14 protein-coding genes and 6 tRNA genes are annotated in these 19,507 nt (G+C 58.4%); all 20 read left to right on the top strand.

Translation table 11 applies throughout. The annotated features are described in order from the left end of the window. Position 1 precedes the first annotated feature (1 nt). The 20 genes from whiA to ACEG18_RS03255 all read left to right on the top strand — a co-directional run bounded on the left by whiA (position 2) and on the right by ACEG18_RS03255 (position 19,169). Positions 2–931: a DNA-binding protein WhiA gene (whiA, locus tag ACEG18_RS03350; protein ID WP_117820739.1), complete on the top strand. Its 930-nt coding sequence runs from the start codon at positions 2–4 to the stop codon at positions 929–931. A 193-nt stretch (positions 932–1,124) separates the two neighbouring features. Further along, a complete protein-coding gene (gene gap, locus ACEG18_RS03345; RefSeq protein ID WP_022094880.1) occupies positions 1,125–2,150 on the top strand; it encodes a type I glyceraldehyde-3-phosphate dehydrogenase in 1,026 nt (341 codons plus the stop codon). A 140-nt stretch (positions 2,151–2,290) separates the two neighbouring features. Further along, entirely contained in the window at positions 2,291–3,481 is a 1,191-nt protein-coding gene (locus tag ACEG18_RS03340) for a phosphoglycerate kinase (protein WP_099431437.1), read from the top strand. Next, on the top strand, positions 3,474–4,241 hold the full coding sequence (gene tpiA / locus ACEG18_RS03335) for a triose-phosphate isomerase (protein ID WP_022094882.1): 768 nt from the start codon (positions 3,474–3,476) through the stop codon (positions 4,239–4,241). Before ACEG18_RS03340 ends, tpiA begins: the two co-directional genes overlap by 8 nt. Positions 4,242–4,246: 5 nt before the next feature. Then, on the top strand, positions 4,247–5,800 hold the full coding sequence (gene gpmI, locus ACEG18_RS03330) for a 2,3-bisphosphoglycerate-independent phosphoglycerate mutase (protein ID WP_372541225.1): 1,554 nt from the start codon (positions 4,247–4,249) through the stop codon (positions 5,798–5,800). Positions 5,801–5,963: 163 nt separating this feature from the next. After that, a complete protein-coding gene (secG, locus tag ACEG18_RS03325; protein WP_006236144.1) occupies positions 5,964–6,218 on the top strand; it encodes a preprotein translocase subunit SecG in 255 nt (84 codons plus the stop codon). 293 nt (positions 6,219–6,511) lie between these two features. Then, positions 6,512–8,188 carry a peptide ABC transporter substrate-binding protein gene (locus ACEG18_RS03320; protein WP_372541224.1) on the top strand — a complete coding sequence of 559 codons (1,677 nt, stop codon included), beginning with the start codon at positions 6,512–6,514 and terminating at the stop codon, positions 8,186–8,188. A 156-nt stretch (positions 8,189–8,344) separates the two neighbouring features. Beyond that, positions 8,345–9,382: an ABC transporter permease gene (locus ACEG18_RS03315; RefSeq protein WP_022094885.1), complete on the top strand. Its 1,038-nt coding sequence runs from the start codon at positions 8,345–8,347 to the stop codon at positions 9,380–9,382. Positions 9,383–9,396: 14 nt separating this feature from the next. Further along, the gene (locus tag ACEG18_RS03310; RefSeq protein WP_055310513.1) at positions 9,397–10,332 is read left to right on the top strand and encodes an ABC transporter permease; all 936 of its coding nucleotides are present in this window, start codon (positions 9,397–9,399) and stop codon (positions 10,330–10,332) included. 2 nt (positions 10,333–10,334) lie between these two features. Further along, positions 10,335–11,426: an ABC transporter ATP-binding protein gene (locus tag ACEG18_RS03305; RefSeq protein WP_022094887.1), complete on the top strand. Its 1,092-nt coding sequence runs from the start codon at positions 10,335–10,337 to the stop codon at positions 11,424–11,426. After that, the gene (locus ACEG18_RS03300) at positions 11,426–12,454 is read left to right on the top strand and encodes an ABC transporter ATP-binding protein (RefSeq protein WP_022094888.1); all 1,029 of its coding nucleotides are present in this window, start codon (positions 11,426–11,428) and stop codon (positions 12,452–12,454) included. The genes ACEG18_RS03305 and ACEG18_RS03300 overlap by 1 nt, the downstream gene beginning before the upstream one ends. Positions 12,455–13,046: 592 nt before the next feature. Then, positions 13,047–13,136, top strand: a tRNA-Leu gene (locus ACEG18_RS03295). Positions 13,137–13,195: 59 nt separating this feature from the next. Further along, positions 13,196–15,541 carry a GAF domain-containing SpoIIE family protein phosphatase gene (locus ACEG18_RS03290; protein WP_372541223.1) on the top strand — a complete coding sequence of 782 codons (2,346 nt, stop codon included), beginning with the start codon at positions 13,196–13,198 and terminating at the stop codon, positions 15,539–15,541. A gap of 81 nt (positions 15,542–15,622) precedes the next feature. After that, a complete protein-coding gene (locus ACEG18_RS03285; protein ID WP_372541222.1) occupies positions 15,623–16,369 on the top strand; it encodes an anti-sigma factor antagonist in 747 nt (248 codons plus the stop codon). Between the two features lie 105 nt (positions 16,370–16,474). Beyond that, positions 16,475–16,550: transfer RNA gene (locus ACEG18_RS03280), tRNA-Gly, on the top strand. Between the two features lie 34 nt (positions 16,551–16,584). Then, positions 16,585–16,658, top strand: a tRNA-Cys gene (locus ACEG18_RS03275). A gap of 42 nt (positions 16,659–16,700) precedes the next feature. Beyond that, positions 16,701–16,776: transfer RNA gene (locus tag ACEG18_RS03270), tRNA-Gly, on the top strand. A 364-nt stretch (positions 16,777–17,140) separates the two neighbouring features. After that, positions 17,141–18,874 carry a glycoside hydrolase family 13 protein gene (locus ACEG18_RS03265; RefSeq protein WP_372541221.1) on the top strand — a complete coding sequence of 578 codons (1,734 nt, stop codon included), beginning with the start codon at positions 17,141–17,143 and terminating at the stop codon, positions 18,872–18,874. 141 nt (positions 18,875–19,015) lie between these two features. Next, positions 19,016–19,091: transfer RNA gene (locus tag ACEG18_RS03260), tRNA-Gly, on the top strand. A 3-nt stretch (positions 19,092–19,094) separates the two neighbouring features. Beyond that, positions 19,095–19,169: transfer RNA gene (locus tag ACEG18_RS03255), tRNA-Val, on the top strand. The last annotated feature ends 338 nt before the right edge of the window (positions 19,170–19,507 follow it).

The raw sequence follows: 19,507 nt of genomic DNA, 5'->3' as shown, positions 1-19,507 counted from the left end.
CATGTCGTTTACCGCTGAGGTGCGCGACGAGCTTGCGCGCTGCGAACCCGAATGTGAATACTGCGACTTGTCGACGCTTGCCGCCCTCACGCGCGTGAGTGGTACGCTCTCGCTTACCGGCTCTGGGCGGTATCGTTTGACGGTTGCGACTGAGACGGGAGCCGTCGCGCGCACGATGATCACGCTGACGCATCGCATCCTTAAGCTCAAAACGGAATTTACCGTTCGTAAATCAGTCTTGCATAAGGTCCGTAACTATCTCATTACCCTGCCCGATCAACCCGACCTGGACAAGGCTCTGGTGCTGCTGGGCATTCTAGACCGCAGGGGAGGGCTCGTCGCTGGTGTTCCCCGACACATCGTTGCTCGTCCCTGCTGCAGGCTTGCCTACATCCGCGGCGCGCTCATCGCGGGCGGCTTCGTGGCCGATCCACGCGGCGATTTCCATTTGGAGATCGCGGTGCAGGGCGAGCAATATGCCAAGGGGCTTTGCGACCTGTTGGGGCAGATTGGAGTCCATGCTCGTGTTAATGCGCGGCGGGGGTCATATGCCGTGTACATTAAGAGCGCTGAGGAAATCGAGCATCTATTAAAGCTGATTGGTGCCAAGCGCAGCGTTGCCGAGATTGAGGAGGCGCGCGCGGTCAAGTTGGTTAAGAACGATGTGAACCGTCGCGTGAATGCCGAGCTGGCCAACCAGACCAGAAGCGCCGGAGCTGCCCAACATCAGCTTGCGCTTATCGATGAGCTCGAGCAGCGCGGCCTTCGCGATGCGCTTCCGGATGCCTTGGCGGTCTTTTGCGACCTGCGCGAGCGCTATCCCGATCTGTCGCTGCGTGATTTAGGGGAGATGGCTGACCCTCCCTTGTCGAAGTCGGCCCTCTACCATCGTGTTTTACGGCTTGAAAAGCTCATTGAAGCAAACAGGTAGGTTGAAGTATCGACTTATATACGGATTTAGCTGCTATTTTATTCTTTAAAACGTTTTAACGTAAATTTGATTTTCAATTTCGAGCATTCTCGTGAAATTCAAGTCAAAAAAAAGGTATATTAGGCGAGTGGTTAGTTTGTGGGCCTCAACGGCGGGCGCTGTAGCTCGCGGGGGCCTTACGAAAGGAGACACAATGGCAGTAAAGGTTGCTATTAACGGCTTCGGTCGCATCGGTCGTCTGGCTTTCCGTCAGATGTTCGGTCATGAGGGCTCCGAGATCGTCGCTATCAACGACCTCACCTCTCCCGATATGCTCGCTTACCTGCTGAAGTACGACTCCACGCAGGGCAACTACGCTCGCGATCACGAGGTCGTTGCTGGCGAGGATTCCATCACCGTTGACGGCAAGGAGATCAAGATCTACAAGGAGGCCGACGCCAACAACCTGCCTTGGGGCGACCTCGACGTCGACGTCGTTCTCGAGTGCACCGGCTTCTACACCAGCAAGGCTAAGGCTCAGGCCCACATCAACGCTGGCGCCAAGAAGGTCGTCATCTCCGCTCCGGCCGGCAGCGATCTGCCCACCATCGTGTACAACGTCAACCATGAGACGCTGACCGCTGAGGACAACATCATCTCCGCTGCTTCCTGCACCACCAACTGCCTCGCCCCGATGGCCAAGGGTCTGAACGACTTCGCTCCCATCGTGTCCGGCATCATGACCACCATTCACGCCTGGACCGGCGACCAGATGCCGCTCGACGGCCCGCAGCGCAAGGGCAACAAGCGTCGTAGCCGCGCCTGCGCCGTCAACATCGTCCCCAACACCACCGGTGCTGCCAAGGCTATCGGCCTGGTTCTCCCCGAGCTCAACGGTAAGCTCATCGGTGCCGCCCAGCGCGTCCCGACGCCGACCGGCTCCATCACCAACCTCTACGCTGTCGTTGACAAGAAGGTCACCGTTGACGAGGTCAACGCCGCTATGAAGGCCTACGCTGCCACCATCTCCGAGACCTTCGGTTACAACGAGGACGACATCGTCTCCACCGACATCATCGGCGAGACCCACGGCTCCATCTTCGACGCCACTCAGACCATGTGCTCTGACCTCGGCAACGGCCAGACCCTCGTTCAGGTCACCTCTTGGTACGACAACGAGAACTCCTACACCTCTCAGATGGTCCGCACCATCAAGTACTTCGAGAAGTTCGTTGCTTAATTTAGCTTTTAGCGAATAGCTCGTTGAGCGTCTAAAGAAGGGCGCGGCCTCATAGGGCTTACACCCTAGGGTCGCGCCCTTTTTATAGGAAATCGTCTGCCGTAATGGGAGGCAGACACGTACGAAAGGTAGAAGCAAACATGGCCTTTACCAAGAAGACCGTCCGCGACATCGATGTCGACGGCAAGCGCGTTCTCGTCCGCGTTGACTTCAACGTGCCTATCAAGGATGGCGTCGTTGGCGACACCACCCGTATCAAGGCTGCCCTGCCCACCATCAACTATCTCGTTGAGCACAATGCTCGCGTCATCCTCATGAGCCACCTCGGCCGTCCCGAGGGCACTGGCTTCCAGCCTGAGCTCTCCCTTGAGCCTGTCGCCAAGAAGCTCGCTGAGCTCTCTGGTCTCGATGTTGCCTTTGTCGCCGACACCTACGGCGAGAAGGCCGCCGAGGCTGTTGCCGCCGTTGAGCCGGGCAAGGTCCTCGTTCTCGAGAACGTCCGCTTCGATAAGCGTGAGAAGAAGAACGATCCCGAGATCGCCAAGAAGCTCGCTTCCTATGGTGACGTCTTCGTTCTCGATGCCTTCGGCACCGCTCACCGCGCCCAGGGTTCCGTTGTGGGCCCCGCCGCTTACCTGCCTGCCGTCGCCGGCTTCCTGCTTGAGAAGGAGGTCGACACGCTGACCGGCATTTTCGCCGAGCCCGAGCGCCCCTTCGTCGCTATCGTCGGCGGTTCCAAGGTTTCCTCCAAGATCGGCGTTCTCGATCACCTCATTGACTCCGCTGACACCCTGATCATCGGTGGCGGCATGGCCTACACCTTCTTCCTGGCTCAGGGCCTGACCGTCGGTCAGTCCCTCAAGGAAGAGGACTGGGTCGAGCGCGCCGGCGAGATGCTTAAGAAGGCCGAGGAGAAGGGCGTCAAGATCCTGCTCCCCATCGACAACCGCGTTGCCGATCACTTTGGCGAGGACGCTGTCCCCGAGGTTGTCGCTTCCGACGCTATCCCCGACGATCGTGAGGGCATGGACATCGGCCCCAAGACCGAGGAGCTCTACGCCGAGGCCGTCAAGGGCGCCAAGACCGTGTTCTGGAACGGCCCCATGGGCGTCTTCGAGTTCGACAACTTCGCTCACGGCACCCAGGCTATCGCCGAGGCCGTCGCCGAGGCCGACTGCACCTCGATCATCGGCGGTGGTGACTCTGTCGCGGCTGTCAACAAGTTCAACCTGGCCGACAAGATGAGCTGGATCTCCACCGGTGGTGGCGCTTCCATGGAGCTCGTCGAGGGTAAGGCCCTGCCCGGAGTGGAGGCGCTTCTCGATGCCTAATCGCACCCTTCTTATCGCTGGTAACTGGAAGATGAATAACGACGTCGCCGAGGCCGCCAAGCTCGCCGACGAGCTGGCTCAGGCTCTGCCCGAGGTTCCGGCTGGCGTCGAGGTGCTCGTCTGCCCTCCGACCATTGACATCACCACGGTTCATGACCGCATTCAGGCTGCCCCCATCGCCCTCGGTGCACAGAACGTGTACTGGGAGGCCAAGGGTGCCTTCACCGGTGAGTCCTCTTGCGACATGCTCAAGTCCGCTGGCTGTACCTACTGCATCATCGGTCACTCCGAGCGTCGCGACTACTTCCACGAGACCGACGAGGATCAGAACAAGAAGGCCAAGGCTCTCGTTGCCGCCGGTCTTGTTCCCGTCTTCTGCTGCGGCGAGTCCCTCGAGGTCCGCGAGGCTGGCACCTATGTCGAGCACGTCGTGAACCAGGTCAAGGCTGGCCTTGCCGGTCTTGAGATCACCTGCCCCAAGCAGGTCGTCGTCGCTTACGAGCCCATCTGGGCCATCGGCACCGGCAAGACCGCTACCGCTGAGGACGCTCAGGAGGTCTGCGGCGCTATCCGTGAGACCCTCAAGGAGATGTTTGGCGAGGAGCTCGCTAACGGCATCCGCGTTCTCTATGGTGGCTCTGCCAAGCCCGGCAACATCGCCGAGCTCGTCGCCAAGCCTGACGTTGACGGCGCCCTCGTGGGCGGCGCTTCGCTCAAGGCTGCCGACTTCGCCTCTATGGTCGTCAAGGCAGGCGAGTAGGACATATGGCACAGCGTCATCTTCCTGCACTCCTGATCATCATGGATGGCTGCGGCCTTGCTCCGGCCGATGGCGAGAACGCCGTCGCCGCTGCCAAGACGCCCTTCCTTGATAGCCTGTACGAGAAGTATCCTCACACCACGCTCGGTGCTTCGGGCGAGGACGTGGGCCTTCCCGACGGCCAGATGGGCAACTCCGAGGTGGGTCACCTCAACATCGGTGCCGGCCGCATCGTGTTCCAGGAGCTTTCGCGCATCAACAACGCCATCAAGGACGGCTCCATCGCCAAGAACGAGGTCTTCGTCAAGGCTATGGACGACGTCAAGGCCGAAGGCAAGACTCTCCACCTCATGGGCCTTATGAGCCCTGGCGGTGTTCATTCTCACATGAACCACGTCGAGGCTCTGGTCAAGATGGCTGCCCAGCATGGCGTCAAGACCGTTCGCGTCCACGCCTTCATGGATGGCCGCGACGTCGACCCGCAGTCCGGTGCCGGCTACATGAGCGAGTTCTGCGCCTTCCTGGCTAAGATCTCCGGGGAGACCGGTTGCGACGCTCGCGTTGCCACCGTTTCGGGCCGCTATTGGGCCATGGACCGCGACAACCGTTGGGAGCGCATCCAGCGCGCCTACGACGTCATGGTCAACGCGTCCGATGCCGATACCGATCCCGTTGCCGGTATCAAGGCCTACTACGAGAAGGATCCGCGCGGCGACGAGTTCGTCGAGCCCTTCGCTGCCCACAACGAGGGCATTCACGAGGGCGACGCGGCCATCTTCTTCAACTTCCGTCCCGACCGCGCTCGTCAGATGACCCGCGTGTTCACGGACAAGGAGTTCGATGGCTTTGAGCGCGAGCAGATCAAGCTTTCACACTTTGTGACGATGACCGAGTACGATCCGACGTTTGACGTCGAGGTCGCCTTCCCCAAGACGTTCCCCGAGAACGTCCTGGCCGACGTTATCGCCGCCAATGGCCTGAAGCAGCTGCACACCGCCGAGACTGAGAAGTACGCCCATGTGACGTTCTTCCTCAACGGCGGCATCGAGGAGCCCAAGGAGGGCGAGGAGCGCGTGCTCGTCGCTTCCCCAAAGGTAGCTACCTACGATCTGCAGCCCGAGATGAGCGCTCCCGAGGTTACCGAGAAGCTCGTCGCCGCTATTAACGAGGATCGCGCTGATTTCTACATCGTGAACTTCGCGAACTGCGACATGGTTGGTCACACTGGTGTCTTCGACGCCGCCGTTAAGGCCGTCGAGGCTGTTGACGATGCTCTGTCCAAGGTTGTCCCGGCGATTCTCGCTAAGGGCGGCTTTGCGCTGATTACCGCCGACCATGGCAACGCCGATCACATGTTTGACGTTGCTTCCGACGGTTCCAAGCATCCGTTTACGGCCCACACCACCAACCGCGTGCCGTTCATCATCGTTGATGAGAAGGCACAGCTCACCGGTATCGAGGACGGCCGTCTTTCCGATATCGCTCCTACCATGCTCACCATGGCTGGTATTGAGCCTTCCGCCGAGATGACGGGCCGCGTACTCGCAACCGAGGCATAAGAGAAAACAAGTACCGTTTTCTAGTAAGGGGGTTGTCCACAATCGGACAACCCCCTTTTGGTGTTTCTGCCATTTCTGCCCCGTCCCCAAATGGCGGGTGGGGGAGCGTTGGGGGTTGTGGTACAGTACTGGAGTTTGAATTGTTCTATTAAGGAGCTTATCTATGGGTCCGTTCCAGATTCTTCTGTTTGTCGTTTGGGCTGTCTCTGCCGTTGCGCTGACGATACTCGTCCTGATGCATTCCGGTAAGGGTACCGGCGTTTCGGATATGATCGCTAGCTCGCTGTATAACTCCAGCTCTGCCACAGGCGTCATGGAGCAGAACCTTGACCGCCTGACCGTCATCATGGCTGTCGTTTTTGCCGTGTGTGTCGTCCTGTGCATGTTCTTCTTCCCGCAGGGCATCGTCGGCTACTAAGCATCGGCGTATATACGTTTGTAAAGGGTCCCTCATGTGCGGGGCCCTTTTTGTTTACAGACTTGTTACAGAGTCAAAATATCCCCACATACTTCGCCCAACTAAAGAAATTCTCGACCGTTAACCGGAATTAGCCCCAATTCATGAATAAAATGCGCTACTGTATTGCAAAACGTTGGCCTGTTGTGCATAACCAGCCATAGCAGCGGGCGGCGTTTTGATGGTTCGGATCGGATTGTCTCGACATATGTCCGACTGAACATTTCTTTGTCCTATCTCATAAGGAGGATGGCATGGCTGATTCTATGTTCCACCAGCCCGTTATGGGTCGTCGCGCCTTTGTCGGCGGTACCCTTGCTGCGAGCTCCATGGCTTTTCTTGCCGCATGCGGCAAGAAGGGCGGCGACGCTTCCGGTTCTGAGTCCGGTTCGACGCTGAACTTCTACATCAACAACCCGGTCTGCATCGACCCCTACAACGTCCAGGAAGATCAGGGTACTCAGGTCAACTACCAGCTGTTCGACGCTCTGACCTCTTATGACGCCGAGAAGGGCAAGATCGTCCCGCTGGCTTGCGAGTCGTTCGAGGCCAACGACGACGCCACCGAGTTCACCTTCAAGATCAAGAAGGCCAAGTTCCACAACGGTGACGACGTTACCTCCAAGTCCTTCAAGCTCGCTTGGGAGCGTCTGGTCAACACCAAGTCGGCCATCGCTACCGAGTACGGTCCTTCCGAGGTCTCCTATCACCTTTCCATGGTCGAGGGCTATGACGACCTGCTTGCCGGTAACGCTACCGAGCTCAGCGGTGTTACTTGCCCCGACGATGAGACCCTCGTCGTCAAGCTGTCTTCCGCTTACGCCGACTTCCCCTTCGTCGCCTCTCACCCGGCTCTGTCCCCGGTTCCCGAGTGCGCCGAGTCCGATGTCAAGAGCTTCTACATTGCCCCGATCGGTAACGGCCCGTTCATGATGGACGGCAAGTGGGAGGATGGTCAGGAGATCAACCTCAAGAAGTTCGACGATTACTATGGCGACAAGGCCAAGATCGATGGCATCCACTTCCAGGTCATCAAGGACATGGAGACCGCCTACAAGGAGTTCCAGGCCGGTAACCTCGATATCTGCGACGTTCCCGTTGCTCAGATCGACGCAGCCAAGAAGGATCGCGGCGTGTCCAAGGACGGCTACACCATGGGCGACGGCGAGCGCATGCTGCTCGGCGCCGAGCCTTCCACCTACTACCTGACCTGCAACAACACGGCCGAGCCGTTCAACAACGCCGACCTGCGCAGGGGTATCTCCCTGGCCATTAACCGTGAGGCCATCTGCAAGACCATCTTCAAGGGTACCCGTACCCCCGCCGACGGCATTGTTCCTCCGGGTATCGATGGCTACAAGGAGGGTGCATGGGAGTTCTGCGCCTACGACGTCGACAAGGCTAACGAGTACCTCGACAAGGTTGCTCCTGCCGGCGCCAACGGCGACCGCGGCATTAACGTGACGCTGTCCTACAACCAGGACGGTGGCCACAAGGAGATCATGGAGTCCATCATCGGTGACCTTGCCAAGGTTGGCGTTACCGCTGTCTCCGATACCCCCGAGTGGTCTGCCCTGCTCGAGCAGTACCAGAACTTCAACTATCAGTTCGGTCGTCTGGGCTGGATTGCCGACTACCCGATCATGGACAACTTCCTGTATCCGCTGTTCCACTCCGACTCCCTCGGTGGCGACAACCGCTCCGGTTACAACAACCCCGAGTTCGACGCCAAGGTCGACGAGGCCCGTACCACGGTTGACGACGAAGAGCGCGTCGCTAAGATGCAGGAGGCCGACGCAATGGTCGCTGCCGACTGCCCGGTCATCCCGGTGATGTTCTACACGCACACCATCGCCGGCTCCGATCGCATCAAGCACCTCTATGTCGATCCGCAGAAGCACGCCGATCTGGGTACCGCTGAGCTCGCCTAAGAGTTTGCAGCTTCCGTGAGGGTCAAGTATTTACGTAGACCTCATGGGAAACATACAGTTCTCCCTAACCTGGGGTAAACTGGCTGATGGTAATTTTGGGATGCCGGTCTGGCGATCGGCATCCCATTTAGGTTAATCCCTAGATAGGGGAGTGGTATGGGTAAGTACATCGTTAAACGTGTGCTTCAGTTCATCCCGGTATTTTTGGGCGTTACGCTGATTCTGTTCGCCCTTCAGAATATCGTGCCGGGAGATCCGATCAAGCTGATCGGTGGAGACAAGGCTCTGTCCCCCGAGGTGGAGCTTCAGCTTCGCGTCCGCTATCACCTGGTCCAGTCGGACGAGGACGGCAACGCGATCCTTGACGAGAACGGCGACCCCGTTCAAACGTCGCTCGTGGACCGTTACTTGTATTACATGAACGGCCTGCTTCATGGCGATCTGGGCAATTCGTATCAGCGCAAGCTGCCGGTTACGGAAATTTTTGCCCAGAAGTATCCGTATACGGTCAAACTTGCCGCGTGCGCCATCGTGCTCGAGGCAATCATGGGTATCGGTGCGGGTATCATTTCGGCGGTAAAGCGTTATTCCTTCTGGGATATTTTGGTAACGCTCACCACGTCGATCCTCGTTGCGGTCCCGGCCTTCTGGCTCGGTATGTTGCTGCAGCTGTTCTTTGGCGTCATCCTCAAGGACGCTACGGGCGGTGCAATCTCCATGCCGATCTCGGGTGCCGGCGGTTCCAGCTCTCAGTATCAGGATTGGATGCACTATGTGCTTCCGACCATTACGCTGGCTTCGGTTTCGACCGCTTATGCCGCCCGCATTATGCGCTCGCAGCTGCTTGACGTCATGAACCAGGATTACATCCGTACGGCAAAGGCCAAGGGTCTCTCCAATCGCGCGATCATCGTCAAGCATGCGCTTAAGAATGCACTCATCCCCGTCGTTACCTATATTGGTGTCGACTTTGGTGGCATGCTTTCGGGCGCCATCCTGACCGAGACGGTTTTTAACTGGCCCGGTATCGGCTATGAGGTCTATCGCGCCATTAGCATGCGTGACTGGCCCATCGTTATGGGCGGCGTTACGCTCATCGTCGTCGTCGTCATGGTGATTAACCTGCTCGTCGACATTAGCTATGCATTCCTCGACCCGCGCATCCGCCTTGGCGGTCCGTCGGATAAGGCCTAAGGGAGGTACGTCTCATGCAGGAAACTGATTCTCAGTCTCAGGAGCAGGCTACCGCCACCAAGGCCGCATCTGCTCCCGCCAAGTCCCGCACGCTGTGGGGTGACGCTTTTAAGCGTCTTCGCAAGAACAAGCTCGCCGTTATCGGTGTCTGCTGGATCATCATCGTCGTTTTGGTTGCCCTGACCGCAGATCTGTGGGCTAAGCCCTGGCTCGGTTCGCCGACGGCTTCCGACTCGACCACCATGGCCGAGACGTCGCTGTTGGCTCCGTGTGCAGAGCACCCGTTTGGCACCGACGCCCTTGGTCGCGACATTCTCGTCCGCGTTATCTACGGTGCACGCGTTTCGCTGTCCGTCGGCATTATGGCCACCGCGATCTCCACGGTGATCGGTCTGGTCATGGGTGCTCTGGCCGGTTTCTACGGCGGGATCTGGGATACGATCATCATGCGCTGTGCGGACATCTTCCTGGCGTTCCCGTACGTGCTGTTCGTTGTCGCCATGATCGCCGTTATCGGCCGTGGTCTTCAGAACGTCTTTATCGCCATCGGTATTCTCGGCTGGCCTTCGATTGCGCGCGTCTTCCGCTCTGCAATCTTGACGGTCAAAGAAAACGACTATGTTGACGCTGCGCGCGCGATGGGTGCATCTGATGCTCGTATCGTAGTGCGTCACATCTTCCCGAACTCCGTCGCCTCCATCGTGGTCTACGCGACCATGAACATTGGTGGCGCCATTCTGACCGAGTCCGCTCTGTCCTTCCTCGGCATGGGCGTTATTCCGCCTACGCCTTCGTGGGGCTCCATGATTCAGGACGGTCAGCAGTATCTTCTGACTGCTCCCTGGATGATGATCATGCCCGGTCTGGCAATTCTCTCGACGGTGCTCGCCTTCACCCTGCTGGGTGACGGTCTGCGCGACGCCCTCGACGTCAAGATGAAGGACGCATAAGGATGAAGAAGAACAAGAACTATGTGGACCTGAAGGACCAGCCGGTTCCCGAGGGCCAGCATCTGCTCGAGGTCGATGACCTTAAGATGTATTTCCATACCGAGGATGGTGTCGTTCGCGCTGTCGACGGTGTGTCCTACACGCTCGATCGCGGCGAGACCCTGGGTGTCGTCGGTGAGTCCGGCTCCGGTAAGTCCGTGACCGCCATGACCATCATGGGCCTCATCTCGATGCCTCCGGGAAAGATCGAGGGCGGCGACGTTCGCTATCGCGGTCGTTCTATCCTCGAGATGACCGAGGAAGAGATGCAGCACATTCGCGGAAACGACATCGCGATGATCTTCCAGGATCCTATGACCTCCTTGAACCCGGTCTATAAGATCGGCAAGCAGGTGGGCGAGGGCCTTCGTCTGCACCGTGGCTACTCCAAGCAGGAGGCGCTCAAGCGCGCTACCGAGCTTTTGGACCTCGTGGGTATCCCCGAGCCCGAGAAACGCGTCAATGAGTATCCGCACCAGTTCTCCGGCGGTATGCGTCAGCGTGTCATGATCGCTATGGCTCTTGCCTGCGATCCCGATATCCTGATTGCCGACGAGCCCACGACGGCTCTGGACGTTACCATTCAGGCTCAGATTATCGAGCTCATGCAGGAAATGCAGGAGAAGAACGGCAACGCCATCATCATGATTACCCATGACCTGGGCGTCGTTGCCGATATGGCCGATAAGATCATGGTTATGTACGCCGGCCGTCCCGTCGAGTTCGGTACTGCTGAGGAAATCTTCTACGAGAGTCGCCACCCCTACACCTGGGGTCTTATCCGCTCCATCCCGGAGCAGGCCATCGAAGAGAAGAAGCCGCTTACGCCGATTCACGGCAACCCGCCTTCGCTCATGAACCTGCCTGAGGGCTGCGTGTTCTCGCCTCGTTGTCCCTATGCGACGGACAAGTGCCGCAAGCAGCGCCCCGAGCGCGTTGTCACCGAGTCTGGTCATTACTCTGCGTGCCACTACTCCGGTGACCCCGAGTTCCTCAAGAACGCTCCTGAGACGTCCCGTACGCGCAAGGATTCCAAGAAGGGAGGCGAGGCGTAATGGCAGATACCAACGAGCGTACTCCGCTGCTGAAGGTCGAGCACCTCTCTAAGGAGTTCCCCGCTGAGTCCGGCATGTTCGCCAAGCGCTTCTCCAAGCGTGTTGTCTCTGCAGTAAATGACATTTCGTTCGAGATTTATCCGGGCGAGACCTTTGGTCTGGTTGGTGAGTCTGGTTGCGGTAAGTCCACGACGGGTCGCACCATCATGCGCCTGACCAAGCCGACCGCCGGTAAGGTGTTCTTCCAGGGTAAAGATGTTGCCGAGATGAGCAAGCATGAGATCAAGGACATGCGTCGCGAGATGCAGTTCATCTTCCAGGATCCCTATGCTTCGCTCAATCCCCGTATGACCATCGGCGAGATCGTCTCCGAGCCCATGACCATTCATGGCGTGGGTACCAAGGAGGAGCGTATCGAGCGCGTCCGCGAGCTGCTGGACGTCGTCGGTCTGAATCCCGAGCACATCAACCGTTATCCGCACGAGTTCTCGGGCGGCCAGCGCCAGCGTGTCGGCATCGCCCGCGCGTTCGCTCTGAAGCCCAAGCTGATTATCTGCGACGAGCCTGTCTCTGCACTTGACGTATCCATTCAGGCCCAGGTTCTGAACCTTCTTAAGGAGCTCCAGGACAAGTTCGGTACCGCGTATCTGTTTATCGCTCACGACCTGTCCGTCGTGCAGCACATTTCCGATCGCGTTGCCGTTATGTATCTGGGTAAGATGGTTGAGGTTTCGGACTGGAAGACGCTCTACAGCGAGCCTCACCATCCGTACACGCAGTCGCTGCTGTCTGCCGTGCCGGTTCCCGATCCTGATATCCAGAAGACCCGCAAGCGCATCATCCTCGCTGGCGATCCGCCGTCGCCGCTGGATCCGCCGACCGGTTGCCGTTTCCACACTCGCTGCCCGATCGCTCAGGGTATCTGCTCTGAGAAGCTTCCCGAGTTTAAGGAAGTTGCACCTGGTCACTGCTGCGCGTGCCACTTCGCGGAGCCGTTCCCGATCAAGGAATCGCACATCGACCTGTAGTCGGTTGTTATCGTTCGGGCCCGCCCTGAAGTTATTTTTCAGAACGTCCTCGGACATGCAAGAAACCCCCGCTGCGCACTTCGTGCGGCGGGGGTTTCTTGCGTCCTGCGGAGTGTTCTGAAAAATAACTTCAGGGCGGGCCCTGCGGCAACTCTGCAGGGGGAGTGCGATTCCTCGATCGCTCACTTAATCTGATGAGAAATTGAGTGAGGCCGGAGCTTTAGCTCCGGCCTCCTTATATAAGGGCTCGGCAAGGCCGAGCCACTAAATTCTTATCAGCCCCAGAACATGTTTGAGAACTGTGCTTGAAGTGCGTTAACGCAGGGTCGGAATGGGGGCAACTTCCCAACGCATTCCGCAGGGGGCGGTACATTTTGTAGCGCGAAGCGCGAATCAAAATGTACCGCATGCCCGAGGACGCGTTGGGAAGTTGCCCCCATTCCGACCCGGACATATGGATCTACCTGCGCATTTACAAATTCGTAAACTTTTTTGAAAAAAGTGCTTGCACAGTTCTCGAATCATAGGTTATTATCTTCCTCGTTGAACGCGCGGGTCTAACAAAACGAACCGCGAATCAACAACATAGCATGTCGGAGTGGCGGAATTGGCAGACGCGCTAGCTTGAGGTGCTAGTGACCGCTTTTTGGTCATGCGGGTTCAAGTCCCGCCTCCGACACCATCGCATTTGAGAAGCCTCTTCGGAGGCTTTTTTGTTACCGATAGACGGTGGGGTCCACGATGGAAACGCTTGAACGCAACGAGCGGGCAGACGTTGCCCAACTAGTCGAGATCACGAGCGATGCTGTCATCATCTGCGAGCTCGACGGAACCATTCTGCATGTGAATAATCGCTTACTTGGTTTGATGCGCGAGGAACGCGCCGACGTCATTGGTGGAGATGTTAAAGACGTCCTGTACTCGTCCGCTTTTGAACGTGCGACGGAACATCGTCTGCCATTTGAAACTGATGGCTCCGAGAACGAACTGATGCTCAAGCTGAGTGACGGCTCCTTTATCCCCGTCTTGGTTCGCGCGGGCTCCGTAACGCCTCCACGCATCTTTGGGCGCCGCGCGCCACGTGTCCTGGTGGCGCTCCATAGCATCGAAGAACAGTATTCGCACGACCGTCAGCTCAAGCGTGCTCTTTCGGAGCTTAGAGTGGCTAACAAGCGCCTCTCTGGCACGCTCTCGGTCATTATGAGTACCGTGGGCTCCGATGAGCTGCCCAGCCTACTTGATACCGTTTTGAACCAGCTTGTAGGAACGCTCGATGCTTCGGGTGCTGCTATCTATTTTTCTGAGAGCGGCGGTTTTAAACTTCGCGGTGTTTCCAAGGAGCTGTACGACAGCTACCTGCCTGAGTTTTTGCCGTATGGCGCTGGCATTCCGACGTATGTTCTTCGTGAGTCGCGTGCCTGTCGCTTGTCGATTCAACAGGACCTTAAGGGTGATAAGGCCGCCTCCGGTATGTTTATGGACCTGGACAATCGTTCTAAGCACCTGTTGCGCATGCAGGATATGCCTCCGTACCGCAGCGAGATCTGTCTTCCCGTTTTTTACGGTACGCAGATCCTTGGCGTGCTGGAAGTTGGTTGGAAACGCCCCCAGGCACCGCTCGCCTATGACGTTAATGTACTCGAGGTCATTTGCGATTACTTGTCTATCCAACTGGTCGGCATGGCATCGAGTCTTCGCTCTCGTCGCACGGCCGAGCTTGGCCGCTCGCTCAATGTCTTACGTGATGAGTTGTTTACCTTTCTAGACGATTCCGCCGCGGCTACCCAGGCGGTATCGTCCGAGATCTGCAATATGCTCAACTGCCATTTTTGCCCTATTGAGTATGACGCCAGTCTGGATTCCTACGTCATAGATTTTGAAGGCGGCAGTCGCGTTGCTTTGCCGGACGATCCCGAGAAGCTTTTCTTTTCTACGACGGCGCCGGCGGCACGTCTGGGAGCTGGCCCTGACGGCTTTGAGGCATCTGTTTTGGGCGGCACGAGTGCCGAGGGCCTTAAACACGTCCGTATAACTCGCGTTGACGAATCGATGCCTATGGGAGGCTGGCTTAGGGCGCATGGTCTGCCTTGTCAGGGCCTCTACGTCGACTCCGGCATCGAGGCGGGGCGCCCGCGCTCTGAGGGTGATGGCAAGCACAGTAACGACGCGATTGTTCCTGCTTCTGTTGCGAAGGGGCCGACGACGCGCGCGCTGCTGCTTCGTGATGGCAGCCAAGAGCCGATTGATGACCTTGAATATGACTACTTGGTGCACTTGGCGCATGACTTTGAACTGATCTACGAAGGCGAATCTCAAAAGCGCGAGGAGCGCCATATCGCTCAGACCCTCCAGATCGGCATGAGAAATTCCCTGGGGGATGTTCCGGGTATCGCAACCGATTCGGTGTACCTGTCGGCCACGAACTCGGCGTTGGTCGGCGGCGATTTCTATACGCTCATCCGACTTCCCGACGATTGCGCCGTCATGATTCTGGGTGATGTGTCTGGCAAAGGCATTGAGGCCGCATCGATGTCCGCGCTCGTCAAGACGGCCCTGACGGCATATGCCTGGGAGGGCGCTGGACCGGCCCGCATGGCACGCTCCCTTAACAGCATGCTCATGGGCTTTTCGAGGGTCGAGACGTTCGTGACGGCGTTTATCGCCAAGATTGACCTTAAAGCCGGACGCGCAACGTATTGTTCGGCGGGCCATCCTCCGACCATGGTCATTAGGCCAGAGTCGATGCCGCTGGGTGGCGGCGAGGCCCGTGGGGGAGAGGTCGAGCTGCTTGGATGCCAATCGGGCGTAATCGGTGCTTTTGAGAGCATGGTGTACGAGACAGGCGTGTTTACGTTCGCCCCCGGTGACATGCTCTTCATGTATACGGATGGAACGATTGAGGCCCGCGACCGCGCCGGAGCGTTCTTTGGCGAGCAGCGTTTGCGCGATCTTCTGCTTTCTGTTTCGGGGGAGGGCGTATCGGGAATCTGCGGCAAGGTCTTGGGCGAGCTTGACCGATTTACCGAATCAGCGCTGGACGATGACATCGCGCTGGTTTCCCTTGAGTTTTTACGGGGTCGATCGTAGACCGCGATGCTTGACGGGCAAAATCTGCGCTGTTGCAGATACGTATGCATCGAGCGAGCTCTTTTGGGGAACCATGGTCGTATGAATGAGTGGAATGACATAGCGGTTCTGACGCCACCAGGCGATATCGACATCGCCTCGGTGTCCGTGCTGCGCCGACGGTTGGATAATTTGATCGACCGGGGCGTGCGTCGTGTTGTCATCAATTGCCAGGCCGTAGGCTTTATCGACTCGACGGGTTTGGCGTTTTTGCTTACACGTGCAAGAGAGCTCATGAGGCGAGAGGGCCTGCTTTCGCTCGTTAACGCCTCCGATGAGGTCATTCGATTTTTGGAGATTGCCCGACTTGTCGACATCCTTCATGTTGCGGGTCCGGCGCGTGAGTCGATTCCCGCCATTCCGGTGGGAGAGTTGCCACGATGGGGCAAGAGCATCGAAGTGCAGCGAGGCATCGAGAATCTCCCGTATTATCGGCACCGTGTGGCCGAGCTTCTCGAATCACTTCCCCTGAGGCGTGATGAACGTTATGACGTCGCATTGGCGCTGGGGGAGGCATTGGGTAACGCATATGACCATGCGGGCGGTGTTGGCTGTATCCTGACGGTTCAGGCCTACGGGGACCGTGTTGTGCTCGAGGTGCTTGATCGGGGCGCTGGCTATTCTATCGATGGGGCGAGCGAGCCGGTGGCATCCGAGGAACGCGGACGTGGTATCAAGCTTATGCGCATGCTCGTCGATAATGTGGAGGTTGCCCGTCGTACGGATGGCGCCGGCACGCGCGTGCAGATGGTGAAGCTGTTTAGCGGAGCGCTCGAATCGTGTGCCTAGCCAATCGCTTTGGCGCGTTTAGCTACCAAGAACATGCGGCAGGCAACTTTTTTGAAAAAAGTACTTGCGTCTTTTGGACAACTCGCGTAAATTAATAACCCGCAAGCGGACATGGCTCAGTTGGTAGAGCACAACCTTGCCAAGGTTGGGGTCGCGGGTTCGAGCCCCGTTGTCCGCTCCATTGCATTTACGGACCGTTTAGGCGGTCCTTTTTCGGCGAAGTGGCCAAGTGGTAAGGCAGAGGCCTGCAAAGCCTTTACCCCCGGTTCGAATCCGGGCTTCGCCTCCAGGCAACATCCGGGCGCTCCGGCGCCCGTTTTGTTTTACATATGCGGACATGGCTCAGTTGGTAGAGCACAACCTTGCCAAGGTTGGGGTCGCGGGTTCGAGCCCCGTTGTCCGCTCCAAGCGCAACAGCCCGACTACTACGGTAGCCGGGCTTTTTCGTACCCATCGCCTGGGCTCGAACCCGAGAGGGAGCGAGCGTTAAGCAAACGCGGAGCGTTTGTAGCGAGCTGGCGAGGACGCCAGCAGGCGGCCGAAGCCGGTGCGGATCCGCGAAGCGGATACGCGGACGCCCCGTTGTCCGCTCCAAACGCAGCAGCCCGACTACTACGGTAGCCGGGCTTTTTTGTACCCGTCGCCTGGGCTCGAACCCGTGAGGGAGCGAGCGTTTGGGGCGTGGCTGTGGCGTTGTTTGCCGCGAATGTCCGCTTTGGGCGTATCATCGTGGGCATCTCGCAAAACCTCGTTGCAAGGGAGGCGCACCCCATGGCTACAGAAAAGTCCTCTTCGCGCTCATGGATGTCCGATGCCGCGATTTATCAAATCTACCCGCGCTCGTTTAAGGATTCGACTGGTTCGGGTCTGGGCGATATCGCGGGCATTACCCAGCAGATGGACTATCTTGAGCGGCTGGGTATCGAGGCCATCTGGCTGAGCCCGTTTTATCCATCACCTCTTGTTGATGGCGGCTATGATGTGGCGGACTACTGCGATGTCGACCCACGTCTCGGCTCACTTGACGACTTCGATGACATGATCGCTGCGGCTCACGCGCGCGGCATCAAGGTCATCGTCGACATCGTGCCCAACCATTCGTCCAACCAGCACCCCTGGTTCAAAGCCGCTCTTGCCGCCGGCCCTGGATCGCCCGAGCGCGCCCGTTATATCTTCCGCGATGGTCGCGGCGAGCACGGCGAGCTGCCTCCCACCAATTGGAATGCCAACTTTGGCGGCCCCGCCTGGACGCGCGTCGCGGACGGTCAATGGTATCTGCACATGTTTACGCCCGAGCAGCCGGACTTTGACTGGTCGTGCCCCGAGGTTCGCGCGTTCTTTTGCGACGTCCTGGCGTTTTGGAGCGATCGAGGCGTCGATGGCTTTCGCATTGATGTAGCGCACGGTCTCGCCAAGGATCTCGACCGCGATGATCTTGACCGGTGGCATCTCGCCGAGGGCGATGACATGGTTGAGGACGGCACCCATCCGCTGTGGGACCGCAACGAGGTCCACGAGATCTATCGCGAGTGGCGCCGCGTGTTCGACCGCTATGATCCGCCACGCAGCGCCGTTGCCGAGGCGTGGGTGCTGCCCGAGCGCCAGTATCTCTACGCGCGCCCCAGCGAGCTTGGCCAGACATTCAACTTTGAGTTCGCCAAGGCCACTTGGACCTATGATGACATGCATGCTGCAATCGAGGAGGGCTTGAAGGCGGCCATCGAATCCGACTCTGCCTCGACCTGGGTACTTTCCAACCACGACGTGCCGCGCGTGGCGACGCGCTATGCCCTGCCGCAGATCAAGGCGACGCGCTACCACCAGATTGCGCTCGACTGGCTCTTACGCGACGGGTCGTCTTATGACGAGGACCGTGAACTCGGCGAGCGCCGCGCGCGGGCGGCCCTTTTGCTCGAGCTGGCGCTTCCGGGCTCGGCATACGTGTATCAGGGTGAGGAGCTCGGCCTTTTTGAGGTGGCCGATATCCCGTGGGCCGCACTCGAAGATCCTACTGCGACCAATACGCACGGACCGAAGCGCGAGAAGGGGCGCGACGGCTGCCGCGTGCCCCTGCCGTGGGTGGCAGCGGACGATCCCACGCAGGGCGGATCGTTTGGGTTTTCACCGGCGGACGCCGATGCGGCGCCCCATCTGCCGCAGCCTGCATGGTTTTCCGATTACGCTGCCGATAGGGAAGAAGCGGACCCGACATCGATGCTTGCGCTCTATCGTGACGCCCTCTGGCTGCGGCGCAAGCTGCGCGGGTGCGCCAACGATCTTGCGTGGCTCGATCTTGACGGGCGCACCGGCCTTGCGGATGGTGCCGAGGGCGCTGAGGGCGGCGTCATCGCCTATCGCCGCGACAACGGCTGGGCGTGTGTGACGAACTTCGGTGCAGCACCCGTGGAGCTGCCGGCGGGCAAGGTCCTGCTCACCTCATCACCGCTTGCAGACGGCAGACTTGCGCAGGACAGCTCTGTCTGGATCATGCTCGGTGAGATGTAGAGGCCTCTTGCGGCGAGTTTGCGTTTGCCTGCGCCTTCCGTGGTGTCTGATGCCTTCATGAGGCTCGCGAGGGCGTCGCAAATCTTTTCAAAAAAAGTTCTTGCATAGGATGCGGGCATCACGTAAGATTAATCCTTGTAAGCGGACATGGCTCAGTTGGTAGAGCACAACCTTGCCAAGGTTGGGGTCGCGGGTTCGAGCCCCGTTGTCCGCTCCATTTGGGCGTTTAGCTCAGGGGGAGAGCGCTTCCCTGACACGGAAGAGGTCAGAAGTTCAAATCTTCTAACGCCCACCAAATGTTCGCAGCTCAGAGGCTATGTCCTCTGGGCTGTTTTGTTTTGCCACCAAGCACGCCGCCAAATAAGCCGCCAAATATTGATCCAAGGTCTGTACGCGATGGTCTTCGCATCCCGTAGAGGTGCCGGCAGATTGCATACGTCCTGGCCGATCGTGACCGCAACATGTTGGTCAAGCATAATCTTTTGGATTCTTTTGGCATGAGCGGCTTGGTTTTGGTAGGATTTGTCAGCGGCTTGACTAAGGGGGTTTTATAACTGCCATGCAGGTAGCCGTGTTGGTAACGTTTTACCGACTTGCCAAGAACCCCTCATTTTTAATGCGTCTGCAAAATGA

The sequence above is a fragment of the Collinsella aerofaciens genome, assembly GCF_041537385.1.
Lineage (GTDB): Bacteria > Actinomycetota > Coriobacteriia > Coriobacteriales > Coriobacteriaceae > Collinsella > Collinsella aerofaciens_BV.
The sequence above is the reverse complement of the archived record's forward strand: the minus strand, read 5'-3'. Positions and strand labels throughout refer to the sequence as shown.

Coding starts and splice junctions, on each gene's coding strand:
- whiA (WP_117820739.1), top strand. CDS start 2: ATGTCGTTTACCGCTGAGGTGCGCGACGAGCTTGCGCGCTGCGAACCC.
- gap (WP_022094880.1), top strand. CDS start 1,125: ATGGCAGTAAAGGTTGCTATTAACGGCTTCGGTCGCATCGGTCGTCTG.
- ACEG18_RS03340 (WP_099431437.1), top strand. CDS start 2,291: ATGGCCTTTACCAAGAAGACCGTCCGCGACATCGATGTCGACGGCAAG.
- tpiA (WP_022094882.1), top strand. CDS start 3,474: ATGCCTAATCGCACCCTTCTTATCGCTGGTAACTGGAAGATGAATAAC.
- gpmI (WP_372541225.1), top strand. CDS start 4,247: ATGGCACAGCGTCATCTTCCTGCACTCCTGATCATCATGGATGGCTGC.
- secG (WP_006236144.1), top strand. CDS start 5,964: ATGGGTCCGTTCCAGATTCTTCTGTTTGTCGTTTGGGCTGTCTCTGCC.
- ACEG18_RS03320 (WP_372541224.1), top strand. CDS start 6,512: ATGGCTGATTCTATGTTCCACCAGCCCGTTATGGGTCGTCGCGCCTTT.
- ACEG18_RS03315 (WP_022094885.1), top strand. CDS start 8,345: ATGGGTAAGTACATCGTTAAACGTGTGCTTCAGTTCATCCCGGTATTT.
- ACEG18_RS03310 (WP_055310513.1), top strand. CDS start 9,397: ATGCAGGAAACTGATTCTCAGTCTCAGGAGCAGGCTACCGCCACCAAG.
- ACEG18_RS03305 (WP_022094887.1), top strand. CDS start 10,335: ATGAAGAAGAACAAGAACTATGTGGACCTGAAGGACCAGCCGGTTCCC.
- ACEG18_RS03300 (WP_022094888.1), top strand. CDS start 11,426: ATGGCAGATACCAACGAGCGTACTCCGCTGCTGAAGGTCGAGCACCTC.
- ACEG18_RS03290 (WP_372541223.1), top strand. CDS start 13,196: ATGGAAACGCTTGAACGCAACGAGCGGGCAGACGTTGCCCAACTAGTC.
- ACEG18_RS03285 (WP_372541222.1), top strand. CDS start 15,623: ATGAATGAGTGGAATGACATAGCGGTTCTGACGCCACCAGGCGATATC.
- ACEG18_RS03265 (WP_372541221.1), top strand. CDS start 17,141: ATGGCTACAGAAAAGTCCTCTTCGCGCTCATGGATGTCCGATGCCGCG.